This window comes from Streptomyces sp. NPDC048521 (assembly GCF_043199855.1).
Taxonomy (GTDB): domain Bacteria; phylum Actinomycetota; class Actinomycetes; order Streptomycetales; family Streptomycetaceae; genus Streptomyces.
In genome coordinates this window covers 155,724-178,228 of sequence record NZ_JBICWR010000007.1, presented here as the reverse complement: position 1 = coordinate 178,228, position 22,505 = coordinate 155,724, and the positions used below count along the sequence as shown (strand labels likewise).

Genomic DNA, 22,505 nt, shown 5'->3' with positions numbered 1-22,505 from the left:
GGGGCCGACCGATTGTCAGTGGTGCCCTCTACGGTTTTCGTGAACGCGGGAACCGGAGGGGGAGTTGTGACGGCGGTCGGGACGGGGGAGCGGTGTGCGCCCGCGTGGGGCGGTGGCTTCGGGCGGCTGTGGAGCGCCGCCGTGCTGTCCAGCTTCGGTGACGCGCTGCGCAGAGCCGCGCTGCCGCTGCTCGCGGCCTCGCTGACCGACCGGCCCCTGCTCATCGCCTCCGTGACCGCCTGCGGTCATCTGCCCTGGATCGTCTTCGGCCTGTTCGGCGGAGCGGTCGCCGACCGCGTCGACCAGCGGCGCGCGATGTGGACGGTGGATGCGGTACGAGCGCTGCTCGTCGCCGGTTTCGCGGCCGCCGTGGCCCTCGGGCACGCCTCGATCGCCCTGCTCATCGCCCTGGCCTTCACGCTGACCGCGCTGGAGACCCTTTTCGACAACGCCGCCACGGCCCTGCTGCCCGCCCTGGTGGGCCCTGAAGCCCTCGGGAGCGCCAACGCCCGCCTCATGACCGGGCAGCGGGTCGCGGGCGGTCTGCTCGGGGCACCGGCGGTGCCGCTGCTGCTCGGCGCCGGAACGGCCGCGCCGTTCGCGGCCGACGCGGCCACCTTCCTGCTGGCGGCCGCCCTGGTCGCCTCCCTGCGCACGGGCGCGCCCGGGCGGGAGCCGAGACCGGCGGGCAGCACCCTGCGCCAGGAGATCGTCGGCGGGCTGCGCGCCCTGTGGCGCGACGGGGCCCTGCGTAACCTGTGCGCCGCCACCGCCCTGTGCAACATCGGCGTCGGCGCCCTGGTCGCCACCCTGGTGGTCCTGATCACGGGCCCGCTGCACGGCGGCACCGGCGGGTACGCGGCGGCGACCACGGCCTACACGGTCGGCAGCCTGGCCGGAGCCGCCGTGAACGGACGGCTGGTCACCCGGCTGGGGCGCACCCGGGCCGTCCTGCTCGCCGGAACGGTGCAGACCGGCGCGCTGGTCGTCATGGGCACCGTGCGCAGTCTGCCCGCCCTGGTGGCCGCCATGGCGGTGTTCGGCGTCATGGGCATGGTGTGGAACGTGAACACCACGACGCTGATGCAGCAGCGCACCCCCGCCGGGATGGTGGGCCGGGTGGCCGCCGCGTTCCGCACCCTCGCGGTCGCCGGGGCACCCCTGGGCGCACTGCTCGGCGGCGCCGCGGCCACCGCCTGGGGCGCCGGCACCCCGCCCCTGCTCGCCGCCGCCTTCTTCGTCCTGTCCGTCACCGCGCTGATACCGGCAGGCAAGCCGGACGTATCTGTTGGTGTCCACCAGGACAGCGCCGCCACCGCTCGTCGTGCGGGCTGATCAATTAGGTTGGGAGGGCAGCGGGGCAAGGTACGCAGCAGGACAGGTGCAGGAAAGAAGGCTGAAGTCGGAAATGAACGCAGACGGCCGTACCAGGCTCAATCAGACGCCCGAATGGACCGCTCTCGCCAAGCACCGGGAGGAGCTGGCCGACACCCATCTCAGGGACCTGTTCGCCGCCGATCCGCGGCGCGGCGACGCATACACGCTCCAGGTCGGTGACCTGTACGTCGACTATGCCAAGCATCTGGTCACCGACGAGACGCTGCGGCTGCTGCGCGAGCTGGCCGCCGCGACCGACGTGTTCGGCCTCAGGGACGCCATGTTCCGCGGCGAGAAGATCAACGTCACCGAGGACCGGGCCGTGCTGCACACCGCGCTGCGTGCCCCGCGGGACGCCGTGATCGAGGTCGACGGCGAGAACGTGGTGCCGAAGGTGCACGCGGTCCTCGACAAGATGGCCGGCTTCGCCGACCGGGTCCGCTCGGGCGAGTGGACCGGCCACACCGGCAAGCGCATCAAGAACGTGATCAACGTCGGCATCGGCGGCTCCGACCTGGGCCCCGCGATGGCCTACGAGGTACTGCGCAGCTTCACCGACCGCGAACTGACGGTCCGTTTCGTCTCCAACGTGGATGGCGCCGACCTGCACGAGGCCACCCGTGACCTGGACCCGGCCGAGACGCTGTTCATCATCGCCTCCAAGACCTTCACCACCATCGAGACGATCACCAACGCGACCTCCGCCCGCACGTGGGTGCTGGACGCGCTCGGTGACGAGTCCGCCGTGGCCAAGCACTTCGTGGCCCTGTCGACCAACGCCGAGAAGGTCGCCGGGTTCGGCATCGACACGGCCAACATGTTCGAGTTCTGGGACTGGGTCGGCGGCCGGTACTCGTACGACTCGGCGATCGGCCTCTCCCTGATGATCGCGATCGGTCCTGACCGCTTCCGGGAGATGCTGGACGGGTTCCGCCTGGTCGACGACCACTTCCGCACCGCGCCCGCCGAGGCCAACGTGCCCTTGCTGCTGGGCCTGTTGGGCATCTGGTACGACAACTTCCACGACGCCCAGTCGCACGCCGTCCTGCCCTACAGCCACTACCTGTCCAAGTTCACCGCGTACCTGCAGCAGCTGGACATGGAGTCCAACGGCAAGTACGTGGCACGCGACGGCAAGCAGGTCGACTGGCAGACCGGCCCGATCGTCTGGGGCACGCCCGGCACCAACGGACAGCACGCCTACTACCAGTTGATCCACCAGGGCACCAAGCTGATCCCGGCGGACTTCATCGGCTTCGCCGAGCCGGTCGCCGAGCTGAGCGGTGAACTCAAGGCCCAGCACGACCTGTTGATGGCCAACTTCTTCGCCCAGACCCAGGCGCTCGCCTTCGGCAAGACCTCCGAGGAGGTCCGCGCGGAAGGGGTGCCGGACGAGCTGGTCCCGCACAAGACCTTCCCGGGCAACCGGCCGACGACGACCATCCTGGCCAGGGAACTCACCCCGTCCGTGCTCGGCCAGCTGATCGCCCTCTACGAGCACAAGGTGTTCGTGCAGGGCGCGGTCTGGAACATCGACTCCTTCGACCAGTGGGGCGTGGAACTCGGCAAGGTCCTCGCCAAGCGGGTCGAGCCCGCCCTGACCGAGGGCGCCGAGGTACCCGGCCTGGACGCGTCGACCAAGGCGCTGGTCGCCAAGTACCGGGAGCTGCGCGGCCGCGGCTGACCCGCGACCAGGTCCGCCCGGCGGCCGCCGCGGTGACCGTACCTGTGCGTCCTCTTCGCCGATCCCCGAGGTCCCGCTGATCCAGGGGCGGCACGCACGAGGCGCGGGGACTCACCGCGGTGGCCGCGGCGGGAGGCCGGGCCGCCGGCTCAGGCCACCGCGCTCAGCGTGTCCGCGAGGCGTCTGCGCGCCGCGCGGGACGCGGGCAGCGCGGCCAGTGCCGCCGCGCCCAGCACGGCCGCCGCGCCCAGCAGGAGCAGCGGCCCGGGCGAGGGGGACTGGGCGATCCCGGCGCCGAGGCCGCTGGAGCTGCCCTGGGCGTCGATCAGCCGGCGGGCCAGCGGCAGGCCCAGCGCCGTACCGGCGACGGCCGCGGCCAGGGCCGTGCAGCTCATCGCCGTGACGGTGATCGCGGTGATCTGCCGCGGGGACATGCCGATCGCCCGGAGCGCCAGCACGTCCCGCTCGCCCTCACGGACGCTGCCGCCGATCGCGGTGAGCAGTTCGACCAGGCCGATGAGGGCCAGGACGGCGATCAGCCCGGCGACGACCGCGCGCAGCGAGGACAGCCCGTCGGCGGGGTTGGTCACGGGGTGCACGTCCAGGCGGCCCTGGCCGGCCGCGGTGAGTGCGGCGGCCACGCGGTGCGCATCGGCGCCGGGCCGCAGGCGCAGCTCGTAGAAGGCGGGGGACAGCCCGGGGTCGTTCTCGCGGAGGGTGTCCAGGGAGGTCGTCACCACCCGGCCGGCGTTCTGCGGTTCGATGCTGCGTCCGACGATGTGCAGGATCTGCGGCCGGTCGCCCACTGTCATCCGCACCCAGTCGCCGACCCGGGCGTCCAGCAGGTCCAGCAGGCCCTGGCCGGCCACCGCCTCGTCCGGTCCGCGCGCGGCCCGGCCCTCGGCGAGCGCGTACGGGTAGGGCTCGCCGCGGGTGCCGATACCGCGCAGGGCGATGGTGCCGGTCTGGCCGGGGACCAGCGCGGCCACCTCGACACCCGGGTAGGCGGCGGTGACCCGGGAGTCACGGGTCAGCAGGCTCCGCACGTCGGCCGGGTCCGCGGCGTCGTCCGAGCGGACCGTCAGCGCGGTCGGCAGGCCCACCCGCTCGGGGCTGCTGTGGAAGCGGTCGATCGTCGTCCACGCGCTGAGCGCCACCACGATCAGGACCAGTGGCAGCGTCAACCGGGCCACGGACGCCAGGGACCGGCCGCGTCCCGCGAACGCCTTGTGGCAGCCGAGGACCAGCGCGGCCGGCAGCCGCAGCCCCAGCGCCCGCCGGGCCAGGCCGGTGAGCCGCCCGCCCGCCGTGGCCGACGGACGCGGCACCGGAACCGGCGGCACCCGGCCCGCCCGCCAGGCCGCGAGCCCCGTGGTCAGGCCGATGAACAGCACCGTCCCCACGGGCACCGCGCACAACGCCAGGGTGTGCCCGGGCAGCCCCTGCCACACGCCCACGGCGTCCCCGAGCCGGCCGGGGACCCGGCGCCCCAGGGCCTCGGTCAGCGCCGCCGCCACCACCGAGCCGAGCAGGGCGTACGCGAGGTGCTGGAGCAGGAAGACCCGCACCACCTGGCCGGGCGTGAAGCCGATCGCCTTGAGCACCGAGAGGTCCCGCAGATGCCCACGGATGCGGGTGGCGATCGCCCCGTGCACCGCGAACCCCGCGGCGATCAGGGCGCCCAGACCGAACAACCCCAGCACCTGACCCAGCAGCCGGTTGTCGCCCTGTGCCTCGGAACGCGCCTGCTGCCAGGTGGAGACCTCGCCGACGGCGCCCGCGCCCAGCACGGTGACGGCGCGCTGCACCGCGTAGTCCGTGTCGGCCGGATCGCCCAGCCGCAGCCCGGTCACCTGGCCGCCGGGGGCGCGCACGGCGGACGGCAGGGCCCACACCAGTCCCGGCTGCTCACCCGGGCTGTAGTGGGGTTCGGCGCTCTCGGCGATGCCCTCGACGGTGAGGGTGCGGGCGGTGCCGGGCAGCGTGAGGGTGTCACCGGGCTCGGCCAGCAGGGCCCGTGCCAGGCCGCTCTCCAGCACCACGCCGTCCGGCTCGGCCGGGTCCAGCCAGTGCCCGGCGGTGAGCAGCGGGCGGCCGACGGAGGGCAGGCGCGGGGTGCCGCGCAGCTCCACGGAGGCGCGGGTGCCGCGTGCGGAGACGGTGGCGGACTCGGTGGCGTAGGGGCCGGCCACCGCCTCGACGCCGTCCAGCCGGGCGAGCTCGCGGGCGTCCGCCGACGGGACGGTGTGGATCCATACGTGGGCTCCGCGCGCCTGGGTGAAGACCCGCTGCCAGGGGTTCGTGGCATAGCCGAACAGGGCGGTGGCCAGCAGCAGGGAGGCGACGATGCCGGCGGTGGCCAGCACCAGGAACAGCGCCTCGCCGCGATGCGTCCGCAGATCGGAGTGCGCCCAGCGCAGAGTGGCCCGCACGTGCCTCAGCCCCTCGTCCCGCAAGACCCCGCCACGGCACCGGCCGCCGCCGCATGCCCCGCCACGGCACCGGCCGCATGCTCCGCGGCCGCACGCCCCGCCGCCACAGCCGGATGCCCCGCCGGCCGTGCTACCGGCTGAGCCACCGGCCGTAGCGCCGGTTGAATGACCACCCGTGTTGCCGGCTGAGCCACCGGCCCTGCCGTCGGTTGAGCCGGCAGCTGTGTCTTCAGCCGTGCCATCAGTCCCTCAGCTCCAGCACACCGGCGGCGCCGGCGCGGCGCGAGGGCGCGCCGTCCAGGGCGGCGTCGTCGGCTATGCGGCCGTCGAAGAAGCTGATCACCCGGTCCGCGGCGCTCGCCAGCCGGGCGTCATGGGTGACCAGCACGATGGTCTGGCCGCGCCCGTGGAAGCGGGACAGCAGCCGCATCACCTCGCGGGTGCCCTTGCTGTCGAGGCTGCCGGCGGGCTCGTCCGCGAGCAGCAGCGGCGGGTGGTTGACCAGGGCCCGGGCCAGCGCGACCCGCTGCTGCTCGCCACCGGACAGCTCGCCGGGCATGCTGCGTTCCTTGCCCTGCAGGCCCAGCTCGGTGAGGAGGGCCTCGCGCTCGCCGCGGGCCTTCTTCGGCGGGACGCCGGCCAGCAGGGCGGGCAGCTCGACGTTGTCGGCGACGGACAGGTTCGACACCAGGTTGAAGAACTGGAAGACGATCCCGATGGCCTTGCGCCGCTCCACGGCCCAGCGGGCCTCGCTGAAGGAGTCCGTGCACCGCCCGTCGAGCCAGATGCTGCCCTCGTCCGGCCGCTGCAGCCCGCCCAGCAGATGCAGCAGCGTCGACTTCCCCGCACCGGACGGGCCGGTGATCGCCACGAACTCGCCCCGCGCCACCGCGAGGTCGACCCCGCGCACGGCACACGCGGGCGCGCCCTCGCCGTGGTGGGTCTTCACCAGTCCCTCGGCGCGCAGCAGGGGAGCGGCAGAGCCGTCGCTCATTCCAGCTCCTCCAGTTCCTCCTGGCACCGCTCCAGCCAGTCGAGGTCGGCCTGCAGGTGCAGCATCGCGCCCTCGATGAGCAGATGGGCGATTCTGTTGTCCCGGTTCTCGGCCGCGGCCAGTTTCGACAGGTTGCGCATGGTGTTGAGGTACTGGCGCCGCTGCCTGTTGATGAGGGCGATCTGGTCGGCGAGACCGGTCTGCGGGGCGACGGCGAGTTTCATGAAGAACTCGTCCCGCACCCGCGGCTCGTCCTCGGTCTCCTCGAACCAGGCGTGCAGCGCTTCCCGCCCGGCGTCGGTGAGGTGGTAGACCTTCTTGTTGGGTCGGCTGGACTGCTCGACGTCCTCGCCCTCGATCAGTCCCGACTTCTCGAGGCGGCCGAGGGTGACGTAGATCTGGCCGACGTTCGGCTGAGGGTACGCGGAGCCCAGCAGTTGCTCAAGGTCCTGCTTCAGCTCGTAGCCGTGGGCCGGGCCGCGGGCGAGGAGTGCCAGGAGGGGCAGGCGCACGCGTGCTGTCCTCCTGTCTGCTCAATGTGCTCCAGGCCCTAGTATCGCCCATACCTAACAGGTATACATGGCCTCTGACTCCCGGCGAGGGCGCCCGGAGCCTGTGTACGTGTTCAGGGAGGAACCTATGCGGTGGATACGCGCCGCCGGTAGGGGCCTCCTCGTTCTCGTCGTGGTCATGGCCGGCTACGTCGCCTCCGGCGCGCGGGCCGACGAGGCGGGCGCCTCCGGCCGCGGCCCCCTCACCCTGGCCACCGCCGGCGATCTCACCGGCTATCTCGGACCGCTCCTCGAGGGCTGGAACCGCACCCACCCCGGTGAGAAGGTCACGCTGGTCGAGCTGCCGGACTCCGCGGACGAGACCCACGCGCAGATGACCACCGACCTGCGCGGCGGCGACCGCGGCCGCTTCGACGTCCTGAACATCGACGTCAACTGGACCTCGGAGTTCGCGGCAGCCGGCTGGATCCGCCCGCTGCCCCGCGACCGCTTCCCGCTGCGGAGCTTCCTGCCCCCGGTCGTGGACACGGCCACCTACGACGGACGCCTGTACGCCGTCCCGTACGTCACCAACGCCGGACTCCTCCTGTACCGCAAGGACGTCCTCGCCGAGGAGGGCGTGCCCCCGCCGCGCACCTGGGCCGAGCTGGAGCACGATGCGAAGACCGTCGCGCCGAAGTACGGACTGGGCGGCTACGCGGGCCAGTTCCTGCCGTACGAGGGCCTCACCGTGAACGCGGCCGAGGCCGTCTACTCGGCGGGCGGCACGATCCTCGGCGCCGAGGGCACCCGCGTCACCGTCGACTCGGCCGCCGCCCGCGAGGGCATCGGCTTCCTCGCCCGCGGCATCCGCGAGGGCTGGATCCCGAGACAGGCGCTCACGTACAAGGAGGAGGAGTCCAAGCAGGCGTTCCAGGACGGGAAGCTGCTCTTCCTGCGCAACTGGCCCTACGCCTACGCCGTCGCCTCCGCCAAGGGGTCCGCGGTCGCCGGGAGGATCGGCGCCGTACCGCTGCCCGGGCCCGACGGACCCGGGACGAGCGTCCTCGGCGGTTCCAACCTCGCGGTCAACAGCCATGCCCGGCACCCCGACTCCGCCGCGCGTCTGATCGCCTACCTCACCAGCGAGCCCGTCCAGCGCCAGGTGCTCACCCGGGGCGCGCTGCCGCCCGTACGCGCCGCGCTGTACGAAGACCGCGCGCTCGTACGGCGGTTCCCCTATCTGCCGACCCTGCGCACCGCCGTCCTGACCGCCGCACCGCGCCCCAAGAGCGCGCACTACGACCAGGTCAGCCTGGTGGTGCAGGCGGTCGTCCAGGACGCGCTCACCGGGCGCCAGACGCCCGGGCAGGCCGTGCGCCGGCTGGCGCGCGAGCTGGACGCCATCGCCCGTCGCTAGTTACTTGTTAAGTAACGCCGCCATCACGACTGCGTTCTTCTTGGCGTGAAGTGCCCCGTTTTGCACGGTGAACTGGCCGGTAGCCTCTGTTCATCTCATTGACACCCTCGCGCGACGCCTACCTAACATGCATGCATAACAGCCCCCCTTCAGAGACAGGTCCACAGGGTTGAACAGGCATCATTGGTGGCGCGACGCGGTGATCTACCAGGTGTACGTCCGCAGCTTCCTGGACAGCACCGGCGACGGCATCGGCGATCTGGCCGGCGTCCGCGCCGGGCTTCCGTACCTGAAGAAGCTCGGCGTCGACGGCATCTGGCTGAGCCCGTTCTACCCCTCGCCGCAGCACGACCACGGCTACGACGTGGCCGACTACCGCGGCGTGGACCCGGTCTTCGGTGACCTCGCCGAGTTCGACCTGCTGATGGCGGCCGCCCGGCGGCTCGGCATCAAGGTGCTGCTCGACATCGTCCCCAACCACTGCTCCAGCGAGCACCCGTGGTTCCGCGAGGCGCTGGACAGCGCGCCCGGCAGCCCGGCCCGCGCCCGCTTCCACTTCGCCGACGGCCGCGGCCCCGACGGCAGCGAGCCGCCCAACAACTGGCACGCCATGTTCGGCGGCCCGGCCTGGACCCGGGTCACGGAGTCCGACGGCCGCCCGGGCCAGTGGTACCTGCACATGTTCACGCCCGAGCAGCCCGACTGGAACTGGCGCAACCCCGAGATCCCCGCCGAGTTCGACCGCATCCTGCGCTTCTGGCTGGACCGGGGCGTGGACGGCTTCCGGATCGATGTGGCGGCCGGCCTGTACAAGCACCCGGGGCTGCCCGACTCGGACGACCCCGAGGCCGACGCCCGCACCCGCGACTCGGTCAACCCGCTGGCCTGGAACCAGCCCGAGGTGCACGACGTGTGGCGGCAGTGGCGTGCCACCTGCGAGGAGTACACCGAACGCGACGGCCGGGAACGCCTCCTCGTCGGCGAGGTCTCCGTCCCCACCGCCCGCGAACACGCCCTCTACGTCCGCCCCGACGAACTCCACCAGGCCTTCTTCTTCGACCTGCTCGGCGCCCCCTGGGACCCGGACGCCTTCCGCAAGGTCATCTCCGAGGCCATGCAGGACATAGCCGGCACCGGCTCGACCGTGACCTGGGTCCTCAACAACCACGACCAGGTCCGCACCGTCACCCGCTACGGCGAACCCGCCACCGAGGGCAGCGGCCTCGGCGCCGCCCGCGCCCGCGCCGCCGCGCTGCTGATGCTGGCGCTGCCCGGAGCCGCGTACATCTACCAGGGCGAGGAACTGGGCCTGCCCGAGGTCGTCGACCTGCCCGACGACGTGCTCACCGACCCCATCTTCCACCGCACGGGCAGCCGCGCCCGCATCCGCGACGGCTGCCGGGTGCCGCTGCCCTGGTCCGGGCAGGCGTCCCCGTTCGGCTTCACCTCAGGCACCGAGGGAGCCAAGCCGTGGCTGCCGCAGCCGGAGTACTTCGCCGAGTACGTCACCGAGCGCGCGCTCGCCGACACCCGCTCCTTCTGGCACCTGTACCGCGACGGACTGCAACTGCGCCACTCCCTGCCCCAGTTGGGCGAGGGCACGCTGCGCTGGCTGGACACCCCGCCGGGAGTCCTCGGCTTCGTCCGCGGCGACGGCCTGGTCTGCGCCGTCAACTTCGGTACGGCCCCCACGCCCGCGCCGGTCCCCGGCACCCCCCTGCTCTCCAGCGGCCCCTGCCCGGCCGGCGTCCTGCCCGGCTCCACGGCGGCCTGGTGGCTGAACGACCTCTGACCCGATCCGTCCACTCCCATCCCCCTGAAGGGACATCAACGATGATGCGTCGACGTACCACCCTGCTCACCAGCTGCACCGCGCTCGCCCTGGCTCTCGGTGCCACCGCCTGCGGTGGCGGCGGCCCGGTCTCCGCGGGCGGCGGTGACAAGGCGCTCAGCGGCCAGACGGTCACCGTGGCCGGCGTCTGGTCCGGCAGCGAGCAGAAGAACTTCCAGAAGGTGCTGGACGCGTTCGCCGAGAAGACCGGCGCCAAGACCCAGTTCGTCTCCACCGGTGACAACGTCTCCACGGTCGTCGGAAGCAAGATCGAGGGCGGCAACGCACCCGACGTCGTGATGGTCCCGCAGGTCGGCGTGCTCCAGCAGTTCGCGAAGAAGGGCTGGCTCAAGCCGCTCTCGGGGACCGCCCAGCAGACCATCGACGCCGACTACGCGCCCGTGTGGAAGAAGTACGGCAGCGTCGACGGCACCCTCTACGGCCTCTACTTCAAGGCCGCCCACAAGTCCACCGTCTGGTACAGCCCCGAGGCGCTCACCCAGGCCGGGATCGAGCCGCCGAAGACGTACGACGAGCTGCTGACCGCCGGGCACACCGTCTCCGACTCCGGCCTCGCCGCCTTCGCCGTGGCCGGACAGGACGGCTGGACGCTCACCGACTGGTTCGAGAACGTCTACCTCTCCCAGGCCGGACCCGAGAAGTACGACGCCCTCGCCGCGCACAAGCTCAAGTGGACGGACGCTTCGGTCGTCAAGGCGCTCACCACCCTCGGCAAGCTCTTCAAGGACAAGCAGCTGATCGCGGGCGGTCAGAAGGGGGCCCTGAACACCGACTTCCCGGGCTCGGTGGAGAAGGTGTTCGGGCCCAAGCCCGAGGCCGGCATGGTCTACGAGGGCGACTTCGTCGCCGGGGTCGCCCACGACCAGTTCGGCAGGACCATCGGCAAGGACGCAAACTTCTTCCCCTTCCCCGCGGTCGACGGCGGTACGGCACCGGTCGTCAGCGGCGGTGACGCGGCGGTCGTCCTCAAGGACGCCAAGAACGCCAAGGCCGGCATGAAGCTCCTGGAGTACCTGGCCACTCCCGAAGCGGCGGCCGTGTGGGCGAAGGCGGGCGGCTTCCTGTCGCCGAACAAGAAGCTCGACCTCGCCCAGTACGGGGACGACGTCACCCGCGCCACCGCCAAGTCCCTCGTCGGGGCCGGGGACTCGGTCCGCTTCGACATGTCCGACCAGGCTCCGGCGGCCTTCGGCGGCACCAAGGGCACCGGCGAGTGGAAGCTGCTCCAGGACTTCCTGCGCGACCCGTCGGACCCGAAGGGGACCGCGGCCGAGCTCGAAGCCGCGGCGGCCAAGGCCTACCGAGGCTGAGCGGCAGCACCATGACCGCCAGCACACTCCTGAAACAGCAGGCGGCCCCGCGGGCCGCCGGCGTGGCGCGCGGGCGCCGCGGCCGGCGGCGCGCCCGGCTGATCGCCCTGCTCTTCGTCTTCCCCGCGCTGCTCCTGCTCGGCGCGCTCGTCGTCTACCCGGTGCTGTTCTCCGTCGGCCGCAGCTTCTTCGACGCCTCCGGCACCCGGTTCGTCGGCGGCGACAACTACGCCGAGATGTTCCGGGACCCGGCCACGCTGAAGGCCATCCGCAACACCACCATCTGGGTCGTCGTGGCCCCGGCCCTGCTCACCGGCCTCGGCCTGATCCTGGCCGTGCTGGTGGAGAAGGTCCGCTGGGCCACGGCGTTCAAGCTGCTCCTCTTCATGCCGATGGCGGTGTCCTTCCTCGCCGCCGGCATCATCTTCCGGCTCGCCTACGACGAGGACCCGGACAAGGGTGTCCTCAACGCGGCCGTGGTCTCCGTGCACGACGCCTTCACGGGGACGTCGACGTACCCGACGGCCCGCGGCCGCCAGGGCCTGCTGACCCAGGACCGGGACGGCTCCTACGGCACGACCGCGGCGACGGGCCGCTCGGTGACGCTGCCCATGGTCGGCGTCCTGCCCAAGGACCTGCCCGGCAACGCCTCCCCGGCGTTCCCGGCGGCCGCGGCGAAGACCGCCCCCGACGAGCTGCGCGGTGTCGTCTACCTGGACTTCACCCCCGGCGGCGGAGGCAAGCAGGGCAGGGTCGACCGGCGGGAGAGCGGGCTGCCCGGCATGAAGGTCGAGGCGGTCCGGGACGGGAGGACGGTCGCGAGCACGACGACCGCCGGTGACGGCTCCTTCCGCTTCTCCGGGCTCGACGACGGCTCGTACACGGTGAAGCTGCCCGCCGCCAACTTCGCCGCGCCGTACCAGGGGATCTCCTGGCTCGGGCCGGCCCTCGTCACACCGGCGATCATCGGCGCCTACCTCTGGATCTGGACGGGCTTCGCGATGGTGCTGATCGGCGCGGGCCTCGCCACGCTCCCCCGGGACACGCTGGAGGCGGCGCGGATGGACGGCGCGAACGAGTGGCAGATCTTCCGCCGGATCACCGTCCCGCTGCTCGCGCCCGTGCTCACCGTGGTCTTCGTGACCCTCGTGATCAACGTGATGAAGGTCTTCGACCTGGTCTACATCATCGCGCCCGGACCGGTGCAGGAGGACGCCACCGTCCTCGCGACCCAGATGTGGCTCGTCTCCTTCGGCGGCGGCAACAACCAGGGCCTCGGCAGCGCCCTCGGTGTGCTCCTGCTGCTCCTGGTGATCCCCGCGATGGTGTTCAACGTCCGCCGTTTCCGAAGCAGTCAGCGATGAGGTCAGCGATGAGGAGTCAGCGATGAACGTGATCAGGCGGGGCCTGGGCAGCGGCCTGGTGCAGGCCTTCCTGGTGGTGATCGGCCTGGTCTGGCTGACCCCGCTGGCGGGACTGTTCCTGTCCTCTCTGCGCTCGGCCCAGGACACCGCGAAGGGCGGCTGGTGGACGGCCCTGGCCAGCCCCGGCCAGCTGTCCTTCGACAACTACTCGGCGCTGCTGAAGAACTCCGGCATCACCCAGGCCTTCTGGAACACCGTGCTGATCTCGGTGCCGGCGACCACCCTGGTCGTCGTCATCGCGGCCCTCGCCGGATACGCCTTCGCCTGGCTGGACTTCCCGTTCCGGGAGCCGCTCTTCCTGCTGGTGGTGGCCCTGCTGGTGGTGCCGGTGCAGATCGGCCTGCTGCCGGTGGCCAAACTCTTCGGCCGGCTGGGCCTGTTCGGCACGATCCCCGGTGTCGTCCTCTTCCACGTGGCGTACGGACTGCCGTTCGCCGTGTTCCTGCTCCGCAACTACTTCGCGGAGATACCGAAGGAGATGCTGGAGGCGGCACGGATGGACGGCGGCAGCGAATGGCGCATCTTCACGCGTCTCGTGCTGCCCGTGGGCCGTCCGGCCATCGCCTCGCTGGCCATCTTCCAGTTCCTCTGGGTCTGGAACGACATGCTGGTCGCGCTGCTCTTCGCCGACAGCTCGTCCCAGCCGCTCACCGTCGAACTCCAGTCGCAGATCCGTCAGTTCGGCAGCAACATCGACGTCCTCGCCCCGGGGGCCTTCCTGTCCCTGATCGTGCCGGTCGTCGTGTTCTTCGCCTTCCAACGGCACTTCGTCCAGGGCGTGATGGCCGGTTCGGTCAAGTGACCGACCCCGCGTGACCCCCGCAGAGGCGGCCGGGAACCCGGCCGCCTTCGGTAACGTCAGCCGTGGAAGGTGATGTAGCCGTTGCCGTCCCGGTCGTCGCGGGACTTGGTGTAGGCGTGGGTGTCCGCGTGGGAACCGGACGGCTTGTACAGGTAGATCGTGTCCTTGTCGTTGTTCCAGATGAAGTTGCAGTTCTGGCGGTAGACGACGTTCTTGGCGTCCGAGTCGGTGCCGTGACCCCCGCGCAGCTGCACGTAGTCGCCGGGCTGGAGGTAGTGGTTGGCGGTGAAGGTGAACCGGTTGCTGCTGGTGGTGTCCTTGACCACGTAGCCCTTGAGGTTGACGGTCGCGGTCCGCGAGTAGTTCTTGATCGTCACGTACTCGCTCTTGCTGTTGCCGGTACGGCAGTTGTTGGAGTCCCGCCCCGGTGCGTCGTACTGGGCGCCCTTGATCTTCAGGGCGGAGGAGTATTCGGTGGCCTGGGCCGGGCTCGCGACGACGACGGCGAGCGTTCCGGCGGTGACAGCGGTGGCCAGCGCGAAGCGTATGCGCATGAGGTCCCCCCTCGATGATGCGAATGGTGCGGCCAGGAGCTTACACAAAAGATGACCAGTACATGTACGTATGGTGCGGAAAATGTGAAGAGCCTGACTGAGGGGGAGTCACCGACGCGACGGGGGCGGCAAGGGAGTCATCCCCCGCCGCCCCCGTTCGTCACGGTGGCGGGTTCGTCACGGCGAAGCCGGCGGATACAGCGACCGCGGCAGCTGCGAAGCCGCCGCCGCGTCCAGCAGCCACAGGGTGCGGGCGCGGCCGTACGCGCCCGCCGCCGGGGCCTGGATCTCGCCCGCACCCGACAGGGCGATGGCCACGGCCTCCGCCTTGTCCTCACCGGCCGCGAGGAGCCAGACCTCACGGGCCGCGCGGATCGCCGGCAGGGTCAGGGAGATCCGGGTCGGCGGCGGCTTGGGCGCACCGTGCACGCCGACCACCGTGCGCTCGGTCTCCCGCACGGCCGGCAACTCCGGGAAGAGCGAGGCCACATGGGTGTCCGGGCCGACGCCCAGCATCAGGACGTCGAAGGTCGGCACCGGGCCGTGGTTCTCCGGCCCGGCCGCCTTCGCCAGCTCCGTCGCGTACGCCTCCGCCGCGGCCTCGACGTCCGCGCCGTACGGGCCGTCGGAGGCGGGCATGGCGTGCACGCGCTCCGGGTCCAGCGGTACGGAGTCCAGCAGGGCCTCGCGGGCCTGCGTGACATTGCGCTCGGGGTCGTCCTCGGGGAGGTAGCGCTCGTCACCCCACCACAGGTCGAGACGGCCCCAGTCGATGGCGTCCCGGGCGGGCGCCGCGGCCAGCGCGGCCAGCAGGCCGTTGCCGTTGCGGCCGCCGGTGAGGACCACGGACGCGCTGCCCCGGGAGGCCTGCGCGTCCACGATCTTCGTGATCAGGCGGGCCGCGGCGGCCTGTGCCATCAGTTCCTTGTCGTGGTGGACGACCAGCTGCGGAGTGCTCACTTCGCCGCCGCCTTCCTCGCCGGTGCCTTCTTCGCGGTCTTGGCAGCGGCCTTCTTCGCGGGCGCCTTCGCGGCCTCCTCGACCGGCTCCGGCTCGGCGACCGGCTCGGCGGCGGACTCGGCCGCATCCTTCGAGGACTGCTCGGGAACGGAGTTCAGCCGCTCCACGCCGTAGCGCAGCGCCGACGCGTAGGTGTCGTCCGGGTCCAGCCGGCGCAGTTCCTCCGCGATCAGCTCGGCGGTGTCCCGCCGCTTGAGCGCCACCGCGCGGGCCGGCTGGCCCTCGATGGTGAGCGTGGCCAGCGAGCCGTCCGCCCGGTCCAGGGTGATCGGACCGCAACTGGTCTCCATGCGCACGGCCGTGAGACCCGGACCGGAGGAGAGGGAGCGTTTGACGGGGACGTCCAGCCGGTCCGCCAGCCACATCGCCAGCAGCTCGCAACTCGGGTTGAACTCCTCGCCCTCCACCTCCACGGCCCGCACCTCGCAGGTGACCTGGTCCAGGGCCGCCGCGAGCATCGAGCGCCACGGCGTGATCCGGGTCCAGGACAGGTCGGTGTCGCCGGGGGTGTAGGCCTCGGCACGGGCGGACAGCTCCCGCACCGGCTGCTCGGCGGCATAGGTGTCGGTGACCCGGCGCTGGGCGAGCGCGCCCAGCGGGTCCTTCGCCGGATCCAGCGGGGCGTTCACCGGCCACCAGACGACGACCGGCGCGTCCGGCAGCAGCAGCGGCAGGACGACCGAGTCGGCGTGGTCGACGACCTCGCCGTACATGCGGAGCACGACCGTCTCGCCGGTGCCCGCGTCCGCGCCCACCCGGACCTCGGCGTCCAGACGCGAGGAGGTGCGGTCGCGCGGGGTGCGCGAGACCCGCTTGATGACCACCAGTGTGCGCGAGGGGTGCTCGCGCGAGGCGTCGTTGGCCGCCTTCAGGGCGTCGTAGGCGTTCTCCTCGTCGGTGACGATGACGAGGGTGAGGACCATGCCGACGGCGGGGGTGCCGATGGCGCGGCGTCCCTTGACGAGCGCCTTGTTGATCTCGCCGGCGGTGGTGTCGGTCAGGTCTATCTTCATGGCCGGCGCCAGCTCCGTCCGTCTCGTGCGAGCATCTCGTCCGCCTCGGCCGGACCCCAGGTGCCCGACGGGTACTGCGCGGGCCTGCCGTGCGTGTCCCAGTACTCCTCGATCGGGTCGAGGATCTCCCAGGACAGCTCGACCTCCTCCGTGCGCGGGAAGAGGTTGGCGTCGCCGAGCAGCACGTCCAGGATCAGGCGCTCGTACGCCTCCGGGCTCGACTCCGTGAAGGACTCGCCGTAGGCGAAGTCCATGGAGACGTCCCGGATCTCCATCGAGGTGCCCGGCACCTTGGAGCCGAAGCGGACCGTGATGCCCTCGTCCGGCTGGACGCGGATGACGATCGCGTTCTGGCCCAGTTCCTCCGTCGCCGTGTGGTCGAAGGGGGAGTGCGGGGCACGCTGGAAGACGACCGCGATCTCCGTCACGCGCCGGCCCAGACGCTTGCCGGTGCGCAGGTAGAAGGGGACGCCCGCCCAGCGGCGGTTGTCGATCTCCAGCTTGACCGCGGCGAAGGTGTCGGTCTTCGACTTCGGGTCGATGCCGTCCTCTTCGAGGTAGCCGGTGACCTTCTCGCCGCCCTGCCAGCCGGCCGCGTACTGACCGCGCACGGTGTCGCGGCCGAGGTCCTTCGGCAGCCGGACGGCACCGAGCACCTTGGTCTTCTCCGCGGCCAGCGCGTCCGCGCCGAAGGAGGCGGGCTCCTCCATCGCGGTCAGCGCGAGCAGCTGCAGGAGATGGTTCTGGATGACGTCACGGGCGGCGCCGATGCCGTCGTAGTAGCCGGCGCGGCCGCCGATGCCGATGTCCTCGGCCATGGTGATCTGCACGTGGTCCACGAAGGACCGGTTCCAGATCGGCTCGAACATCGTGTTGGCGAAACGCAGCGCCAGGATGTTCTGGACGGTCTCCTTGCCGAGGTAGTGGTCGATGCGGAACACCTGGTCCGGCTCGAACACCTCGTGCACGACCTTGTTCAGCTCCTCGGCCGACTTCAGGTCGTGGCCGAACGGCTTCTCGATCACCGCGCGCCGCCAGGAACCGCCCGACTGGTCGGCCAGACCGTGCTTCTTCAGCTGCTGGATGACCACGGGGAAGGAGCGCGGCGGCACCGACAGGTAGAAGGCGAAGTTGCCGCCCGTGCCCTGTGCCTTGTCCAGCTCCTCGATGGTGGCGCGCAGCCGCTCGAAGGCCTCGTCGTCGTCGAAGGTGCCCTGGACGAAGCGCATCCCCTGGATGAGCTGCTGCCAGACCTCCTCGCGGAACGGTGTGCGCGAGTGCTCCTTGACCGCGTCGTGCACGACCTCGGCGAAGTCCTCGTGCTCCCAGTCGCGGCGGGCGAAGCCCACCAGCGAGAAGCCCGGCGGCAGCAGACCCCGGTTGGCGAGGTCGTACACCGCGGGCATCAGCTTCTTGCGGGACAGATCGCCCGTGACACCGAAGATGACCAGGCCCGACGGCCCCGCGATACGCGGGAGCCGTCGGTCGGCCGGGTCACGAAGCGGGTTCGCTCCGGAACCGGAAACGGGTGACAAGTCAGCCCTCCGAGGGGGCAAGGCGCTCGAGCTCCGCCTGGGTCGACTTCAGCAGGTCGTTCCAGGACGCCTCGAACTTGTCGACGCCCTCGTCCTCCAGCACCTGGACCACGTCGTCGTACGAGATGCCGAGGTTCTCCAGCGCGTCGAGGTCGGCGCGCGCCTGCTCGTAGGTGCCGGCGATGGTATTGCCGGTGATCTCGGCCTGGGCCTCGGTGGCCTCCAGCGTGGCCTCCGGCATGGTGTTGACCGTGTTCGGGGCGACGAGCCCGTCGACGTAGAGGGTGGCCGGGTACGCCGGGTCCTTCACACCGGTCGACGCCCACAGCGGACGCTGCTTGTTGGCGCCGGCGTTCTCCAGCGCGCTCCAGCGGTCGGAGGAGAAGACCTCCTCGTACGCCTGGTAGGCGAGACGCGCGTTGGCGACGGCGGCCTTGCCGCGCAGCGCCTTGGCCTCGTCGGTGCCGATCGCGTCCAGGCGCTTGTCGATCTCGGAGTCCACACGGGACACGAAGAAGGACGCCACCGAGTGGATCTTGGAGAGGTCCAGGCCGCGCTCCTTGGCCTTCTCCAGGCCGGAGAGGTACGCGTCCATGACGGCGCGGTAGCGCTCCAGGGAGAAGATCAGCGTGACGTTGACGCTGATGCCGTGGCCGATCGTCTCGGTGATCGCCGGCAGGCCCGCACGGGTGGCCGGGATCTTGATGAGGGTGTTCGGGCGGTCGACCAGCCAGGCCAGCTGCCTGGCCTCGGCGACCGTCGCCTTCTCGTTGTGCGCGAGGCGCGGGTCGACCTCGATGGAGACCCGGCCGTCCTTGCCTCCGGTGGCGTCGAAGACGGGGCGCAGGATGTCGGCGGCGTCGCGGACGTCCGCCGTGGTGATCATGCGGATGGCCTCTTCGACGGTGACCTTGCGGGCGGCGAGGTCCGACAGCTGCTGGTCGTAGCCGTCGCCCTGGGAGATCGCCTTCTGGAAGATCGTCGGGTTGGTGGTGACGCCCACGACGTGCTGCTGGTCGATCATCTCGGCGAGGTTGCCGGACGTGATCCGCTTGCGCGACAGGTCGTCCAGCCAGATCGCGACGCCTTCTTCGGAGAGGCGCTTGAGTGCGTCTGTCATGGAATTACATCTCCTACGTGTCGTATATGAGCGTCAGCGCTGGGCGGCGGTCAGGGATTCCCGGGCCTTGGCGGCCACGTTCTCGGCGGTGAAGCCGAACTCGCGGAAGAGCACCTTGGCGTCGGCGGAAGCACCGAAGTGCTCCAGGGAAACGATGCGGCCGGCGTCCCCCACGTACTTGTGCCAGGTCAGGCCGACGCCCGCCTCCACGGCGACACGGGCCTTGACGGACGGCGGCAGCACGGATTCCCGGTACCCCTGGTCCTGCTGCTCGAACCACTCCACGCACGGCATCGACACCACGCGGGTGGGCACGCCCTGGGCCTGGAGCTGCTCACGCGCCTCCACGGCCACGTGCACCTCGGAACCGGTGGCGATCAGGAGGACCTGCGGCTCGCCGCCCTCGGCCTCGAACAGCACGTAGCCACCACGGGCCGCGTCCTCGTTCGGCTCGTAGGCCGGTACGCCCTGGCGGGTCAGCGCCAGGCCGTGCGGCTGGCCCTTGCCGAACTCCTTGGTCCAGCGCTTGAGGATCTCGCGCCAGGCGATCGCGGTCTCGTTGGCGTCCGCCGGGCGGACGATGTTCAGCCCCGGGATGGCGCGCAGCGAGGCCAGGTGCTCGACCGGCTGGTGGGTGGGGCCGTCCTCACCGAGACCGATGGAGTCGTGCGTCCACACGTACGTCACCGGCAGGTGCATCAGGGCCGACAGCCGCACCGCGTTGCGCATGTAGTCGGAGAAGACGAGGAAGGTGCCGCCGTAGACGCGGGTGTTGCCGTGCAGCGTGATGCCGTTCAGCTCCGCGCCCATGGAGTGCTCGCGGATGCCGAAGTGGATCGTGCGGCCGTACGGGTTGGCCTCGGGCAGCGGGTTGCCCTCGGGGAGGAACGAGCTGTTCTTGTCGATCGTGGTGTTGTTCGACCCGGCGAGGTCGGCGGAGCCGCCCCACAGCTCGGGGATGACCGCACCCAGTGCCTGCAGCACCTTGCCGGAGGCGGCACGCGTGGCGACGGCCTTGCCCGGCTCGAAGACCGGGAGCTTCTCCTCCCAGCCGGTGGGCAGCTCGCCCTTGCTGATGCGGTCGAAGTCGGCGGCACGCTCGGCGTTGTTGTTCCGCCACTCCTGGAAGGACTTCTCCCACTCCGCCTTGAACTGGCGGCCGCGGTCGAGCGCCCGGCGGGTGTGGGCGATGACCTCGTCGGAGACCTCGAAGGTGCGCTCCGGGTCGAAGCCGAGGACGCGCTTGGTGGCCGCGACCTCCTCGTCACCCAGCGCCGAGCCGTGCGCGGCCTCGGTGTTCTGCGCGTTCGGGGCGGGCCAGGCGATGATCGAGCGCATCGCGATGAAGGACGGCCGGTCGGTGACCGCCTTGGCCTCCTGGATCGCGGCGAAGATCGCCGCCGGGTCCAGGTCGCCGTTCTCCTTGGCCTCCACGCGCTGGACGTGCCAGCCGTAGGCCTCGTACCGCTTGACGGTGTCCTCGGAGACCGCCGTCTCGGTGTCGCCCTCGATCGAGATGTGGTTGTCGTCCCACAGCAGGATCAGATTGCCGAGCTTCTGGTGGCCGGCCAGCGAGGACGCCTCGGCGGAGATGCCCTCCTGGAGGCAGCCGTCACCGGCGATGCAGTAGACGAAGTGGTCGAAGGGGGACTCGCCCTGCGGGGCGTTCGGGTCGAACAGGCCGCGCTCGTAGCGGGCGGCCATCGCCATGCCCACCGCGTTGGCCACGCCCTGGCCCAGCGGGCCGGTGGTGGTCTCGACGCCCTTGGTGTGCCCGTACTCCGGGTGCCCGGGGGTCTTGGAGCCCCAGGTCCGGAAGGACTCCAGATCCTCCAGCTCCAGACCGAAACCGGCCAGGTAGAGCTGCGTGTAGAGGGTCAGGGACGAGTGCCCGGCGGACAGCACGAAGCGGTCGCGCCCGACCCACTCCGGGTCGGCCGGGTCGTGCCGCATCACCTTCTGGAAGAGGGTGTAGGCGGCCGGGGCCAGGCTCATCGCCGTACCGGGATGGCCGTTGCCGACCTTCTGTACGGCGTCGGCGGCCAGGACGCGGGCGGTGTCCACGGCCCGCTGGTCCAGGTCGGTCCACTCAAGGTCTGTGGTGGTCGGCTTGGTGCTCACCCTGGGTCAGGGCTCCTCTCCACATGTCGGTCGCCGGTCTTCGGGGTATGCCCCCACCCGGCCGCCGGCGTGCTTCTGCCCGCCGGCCGCTGTCGAGCCTACCCCCGTAAGGACGTGCGTTTTTTCGAGTGTTTCCAGACTGCCGGGAGTCGGTGCGATCCGCCTCCCGACTGGCCGGGAAAGGCATGTGGCACATGAATACGGCGCCGGCCATCTGAGCGCTCAATCGAGTGCCGGACCCCCTCTTATGGGGCGTGCGTCAACACGACCCCACCCCCGCGAAGGCCGGGGTATGGGCAACGTCTAAAGTGGCGTGGTACGCGCGAGCCTTTACCCGGACTTCACACGGGGAGGCTTGCTGGGATGTCTCTGTCAGGGGTGTGCGTGACGGCCGTCGAATCCCGTCCAGCGGGGGTGCTCGGTGCGAGCCAGGGCCCGGTTCATCGGCCGTTCGGGGCCCGTGTCAAGGCGTTCGTCGCGCTGACCAAGCCCCGGATCATCGAGCTGCTGCTCATCACCACCGTTCCGGTGATGTTCCTGGCGCAGCAGGGTGTGCCCGACCTGAAGCTGGTCCTGCTCACCTGCATCGGCGGCTACCTCTCCGCGGGCGGCGCCAACGCGCTGAACATGTACATCGACCGGGACATCGACGCGCTGATGGACCGCACCTCGCAGCGGCCGCTGGTGACCGGCATGGTCAGCCCGCGCGAGTGCCTGGCCTTCGGCATCACCCTCGCGGTCGTCTCGACGCTGCTGTTCGGTTTCACCGTCAACTGGCTGAGTGCCTGGCTGTCGCTCGGAGCGCTCCTCTTCTACGTCGTCGTCTACACGATGATCCTCAAGCGGCGTACGTCGCAGAACATCGTGTGGGGCGGCATCGCGGGCTGCCTGCCCGTCCTGATCGGCTGGTCCTCGGTCACGAACTCGATGTCCTGGGCGCCGATCGTCCTCTTCCTCGTCATGTTCTTCTGGACGCCGCCGCACTACTGGCCGCTGTCCATGAAGGTCAGGGAGGACTACGCGCGCGTGGGCGTGCCGATGCTGCCCGTCATCGCCTCCAACAAGGTCGTCGCCCGGCAGATCGTCATCTACAGCTGGGTGATGGTCGCCGTCTCCCTGCTGCTGACCCCGCTCGGCTACACCGGCTGGTTCTACACGGTGGTCGCCCTCGCGGCCGGCGGCTTCTGGCTCTGGGAGGCGCACGGGCTGCAGAACCGGGCGAAGGCCGAGGTGACCGGGGCGAAGCTGAAGGAGATGCGCCTCTTCCACTGGTCGATCACCTATGTGTCGATCCTGTTCGTCGCGGTCGCGGTGGACCCCTTCCTGCGCTGACACCCACATCACAGGGCCCTGCCC

General features: G+C 71.0%; 17 protein-coding genes. 8 read left to right on the top strand and 9 right to left on the bottom strand.

Annotated elements, in window-relative coordinates; genetic code table 11:
• The first annotated feature begins 66 nt into the window (after positions 1 to 66).
• Both ACGFRF_RS18800 and pgi read left to right on the top strand, forming a co-directional pair.
• Positions 67 to 1,335: an MFS transporter gene (locus tag ACGFRF_RS18800; protein ID WP_393741209.1), complete on the top strand. Its 1,269-nt coding sequence runs from the start codon at positions 67 to 69 to the stop codon at positions 1,333 to 1,335.
• A gap of 73 nt (positions 1,336 to 1,408) precedes the next feature.
• Complete coding sequence (gene pgi / locus ACGFRF_RS18795) at positions 1,409 to 3,061, top strand: glucose-6-phosphate isomerase (RefSeq protein WP_393741207.1); 1,653 nt, start codon at positions 1,409 to 1,411, stop codon at positions 3,059 to 3,061.
• Between the two features lie 149 nt (positions 3,062 to 3,210).
• Here the strand turns inward: pgi and ACGFRF_RS18790 are convergent, their stop codons facing one another.
• The 3 genes from ACGFRF_RS18790 to ACGFRF_RS18780 all read right to left on the bottom strand — a co-directional run bounded on the left by ACGFRF_RS18790 (position 3,211) and on the right by ACGFRF_RS18780 (position 6,999).
• Complete coding sequence (locus ACGFRF_RS18790) at positions 3,211 to 5,493, bottom strand: FtsX-like permease family protein (protein WP_393741205.1); 2,283 nt, start codon at positions 5,491 to 5,493, stop codon at positions 3,211 to 3,213.
• A gap of 241 nt (positions 5,494 to 5,734) precedes the next feature.
• The gene (locus tag ACGFRF_RS18785) at positions 5,735 to 6,487 is read right to left on the bottom strand and encodes an ABC transporter ATP-binding protein (RefSeq protein WP_393741203.1); all 753 of its coding nucleotides are present in this window, start codon (positions 6,485 to 6,487) and stop codon (positions 5,735 to 5,737) included.
• Positions 6,484 to 6,999: a PadR family transcriptional regulator gene (locus ACGFRF_RS18780; RefSeq protein WP_393741201.1), complete on the bottom strand. Its 516-nt coding sequence runs from the start codon at positions 6,997 to 6,999 to the stop codon at positions 6,484 to 6,486. Before ACGFRF_RS18780 ends, ACGFRF_RS18785 begins: the two co-directional genes overlap by 4 nt.
• A 127-nt stretch (positions 7,000 to 7,126) precedes the next feature.
• Here ACGFRF_RS18780 and ACGFRF_RS18775 point away from each other — a divergent pair, with 127 nt between their 5' ends.
• The 5 genes from ACGFRF_RS18775 to ACGFRF_RS18755 all read left to right on the top strand — a co-directional run bounded on the left by ACGFRF_RS18775 (position 7,127) and on the right by ACGFRF_RS18755 (position 13,786).
• Positions 7,127 to 8,398: an ABC transporter substrate-binding protein gene (locus ACGFRF_RS18775; protein WP_393741199.1), complete on the top strand. Its 1,272-nt coding sequence runs from the start codon at positions 7,127 to 7,129 to the stop codon at positions 8,396 to 8,398.
• Positions 8,399 to 8,567: 169 nt separating this feature from the next.
• The gene (locus ACGFRF_RS18770) at positions 8,568 to 10,190 is read left to right on the top strand and encodes a glycoside hydrolase family 13 protein (protein ID WP_393741197.1); all 1,623 of its coding nucleotides are present in this window, start codon (positions 8,568 to 8,570) and stop codon (positions 10,188 to 10,190) included.
• A gap of 41 nt (positions 10,191 to 10,231) precedes the next feature.
• The gene (locus ACGFRF_RS18765) at positions 10,232 to 11,560 is read left to right on the top strand and encodes an ABC transporter substrate-binding protein (RefSeq protein ID WP_393741195.1); all 1,329 of its coding nucleotides are present in this window, start codon (positions 10,232 to 10,234) and stop codon (positions 11,558 to 11,560) included.
• Positions 11,561 to 11,571: 11 nt separating this feature from the next.
• The gene (locus tag ACGFRF_RS18760; protein WP_393741193.1) at positions 11,572 to 12,924 is read left to right on the top strand and encodes an ABC transporter permease subunit; all 1,353 of its coding nucleotides are present in this window, start codon (positions 11,572 to 11,574) and stop codon (positions 12,922 to 12,924) included.
• 22 nt (positions 12,925 to 12,946) lie between these two features.
• On the top strand, positions 12,947 to 13,786 hold the full coding sequence (locus ACGFRF_RS18755; protein ID WP_393741191.1) for a carbohydrate ABC transporter permease: 840 nt from the start codon (positions 12,947 to 12,949) through the stop codon (positions 13,784 to 13,786).
• Positions 13,787 to 13,842: 56 nt separating this feature from the next.
• Here the strand turns inward: ACGFRF_RS18755 and ACGFRF_RS18750 are convergent, their stop codons facing one another.
• From ACGFRF_RS18750 to tkt, 6 genes are all read right to left on the bottom strand, one after another.
• On the bottom strand, positions 13,843 to 14,340 hold the full coding sequence (locus tag ACGFRF_RS18750; RefSeq protein WP_393741189.1) for a lamin tail domain-containing protein: 498 nt from the start codon (positions 14,338 to 14,340) through the stop codon (positions 13,843 to 13,845).
• A 177-nt stretch (positions 14,341 to 14,517) separates the two neighbouring features.
• Positions 14,518 to 15,300, bottom strand: a complete 783-nt coding sequence (gene pgl, locus ACGFRF_RS18745; protein ID WP_393741187.1) for a 6-phosphogluconolactonase — start codon at positions 15,298 to 15,300, stop codon at positions 14,518 to 14,520.
• Positions 15,297 to 16,373 carry a glucose-6-phosphate dehydrogenase assembly protein OpcA gene (gene opcA, locus ACGFRF_RS18740; RefSeq protein ID WP_393741185.1) on the bottom strand — a complete coding sequence of 359 codons (1,077 nt, stop codon included), beginning with the start codon at positions 16,371 to 16,373 and terminating at the stop codon, positions 15,297 to 15,299. The genes pgl and opcA overlap by 4 nt, the downstream gene beginning before the upstream one ends.
• Complete coding sequence (zwf, locus tag ACGFRF_RS18735; protein WP_393741183.1) at positions 16,370 to 17,908, bottom strand: glucose-6-phosphate dehydrogenase; 1,539 nt, start codon at positions 17,906 to 17,908, stop codon at positions 16,370 to 16,372. The genes opcA and zwf overlap by 4 nt, the downstream gene beginning before the upstream one ends.
• A 1-nt stretch (position 17,909) precedes the next feature.
• Entirely contained in the window at positions 17,910 to 19,028 is a 1,119-nt protein-coding gene (tal, locus tag ACGFRF_RS18730) for a transaldolase (protein ID WP_393741181.1), read from the bottom strand.
• A gap of 33 nt (positions 19,029 to 19,061) precedes the next feature.
• Complete coding sequence (gene tkt / locus ACGFRF_RS18725; protein WP_393741179.1) at positions 19,062 to 21,149, bottom strand: transketolase; 2,088 nt, start codon at positions 21,147 to 21,149, stop codon at positions 19,062 to 19,064.
• 363 nt (positions 21,150 to 21,512) lie between these two features.
• Between tkt and ACGFRF_RS18720 the strand changes: the two genes are divergently transcribed.
• Positions 21,513 to 22,481: a heme o synthase gene (locus ACGFRF_RS18720; RefSeq protein WP_393741177.1), complete on the top strand. Its 969-nt coding sequence runs from the start codon at positions 21,513 to 21,515 to the stop codon at positions 22,479 to 22,481.
• Positions 22,482 to 22,505 lie beyond the last annotated feature (24 nt).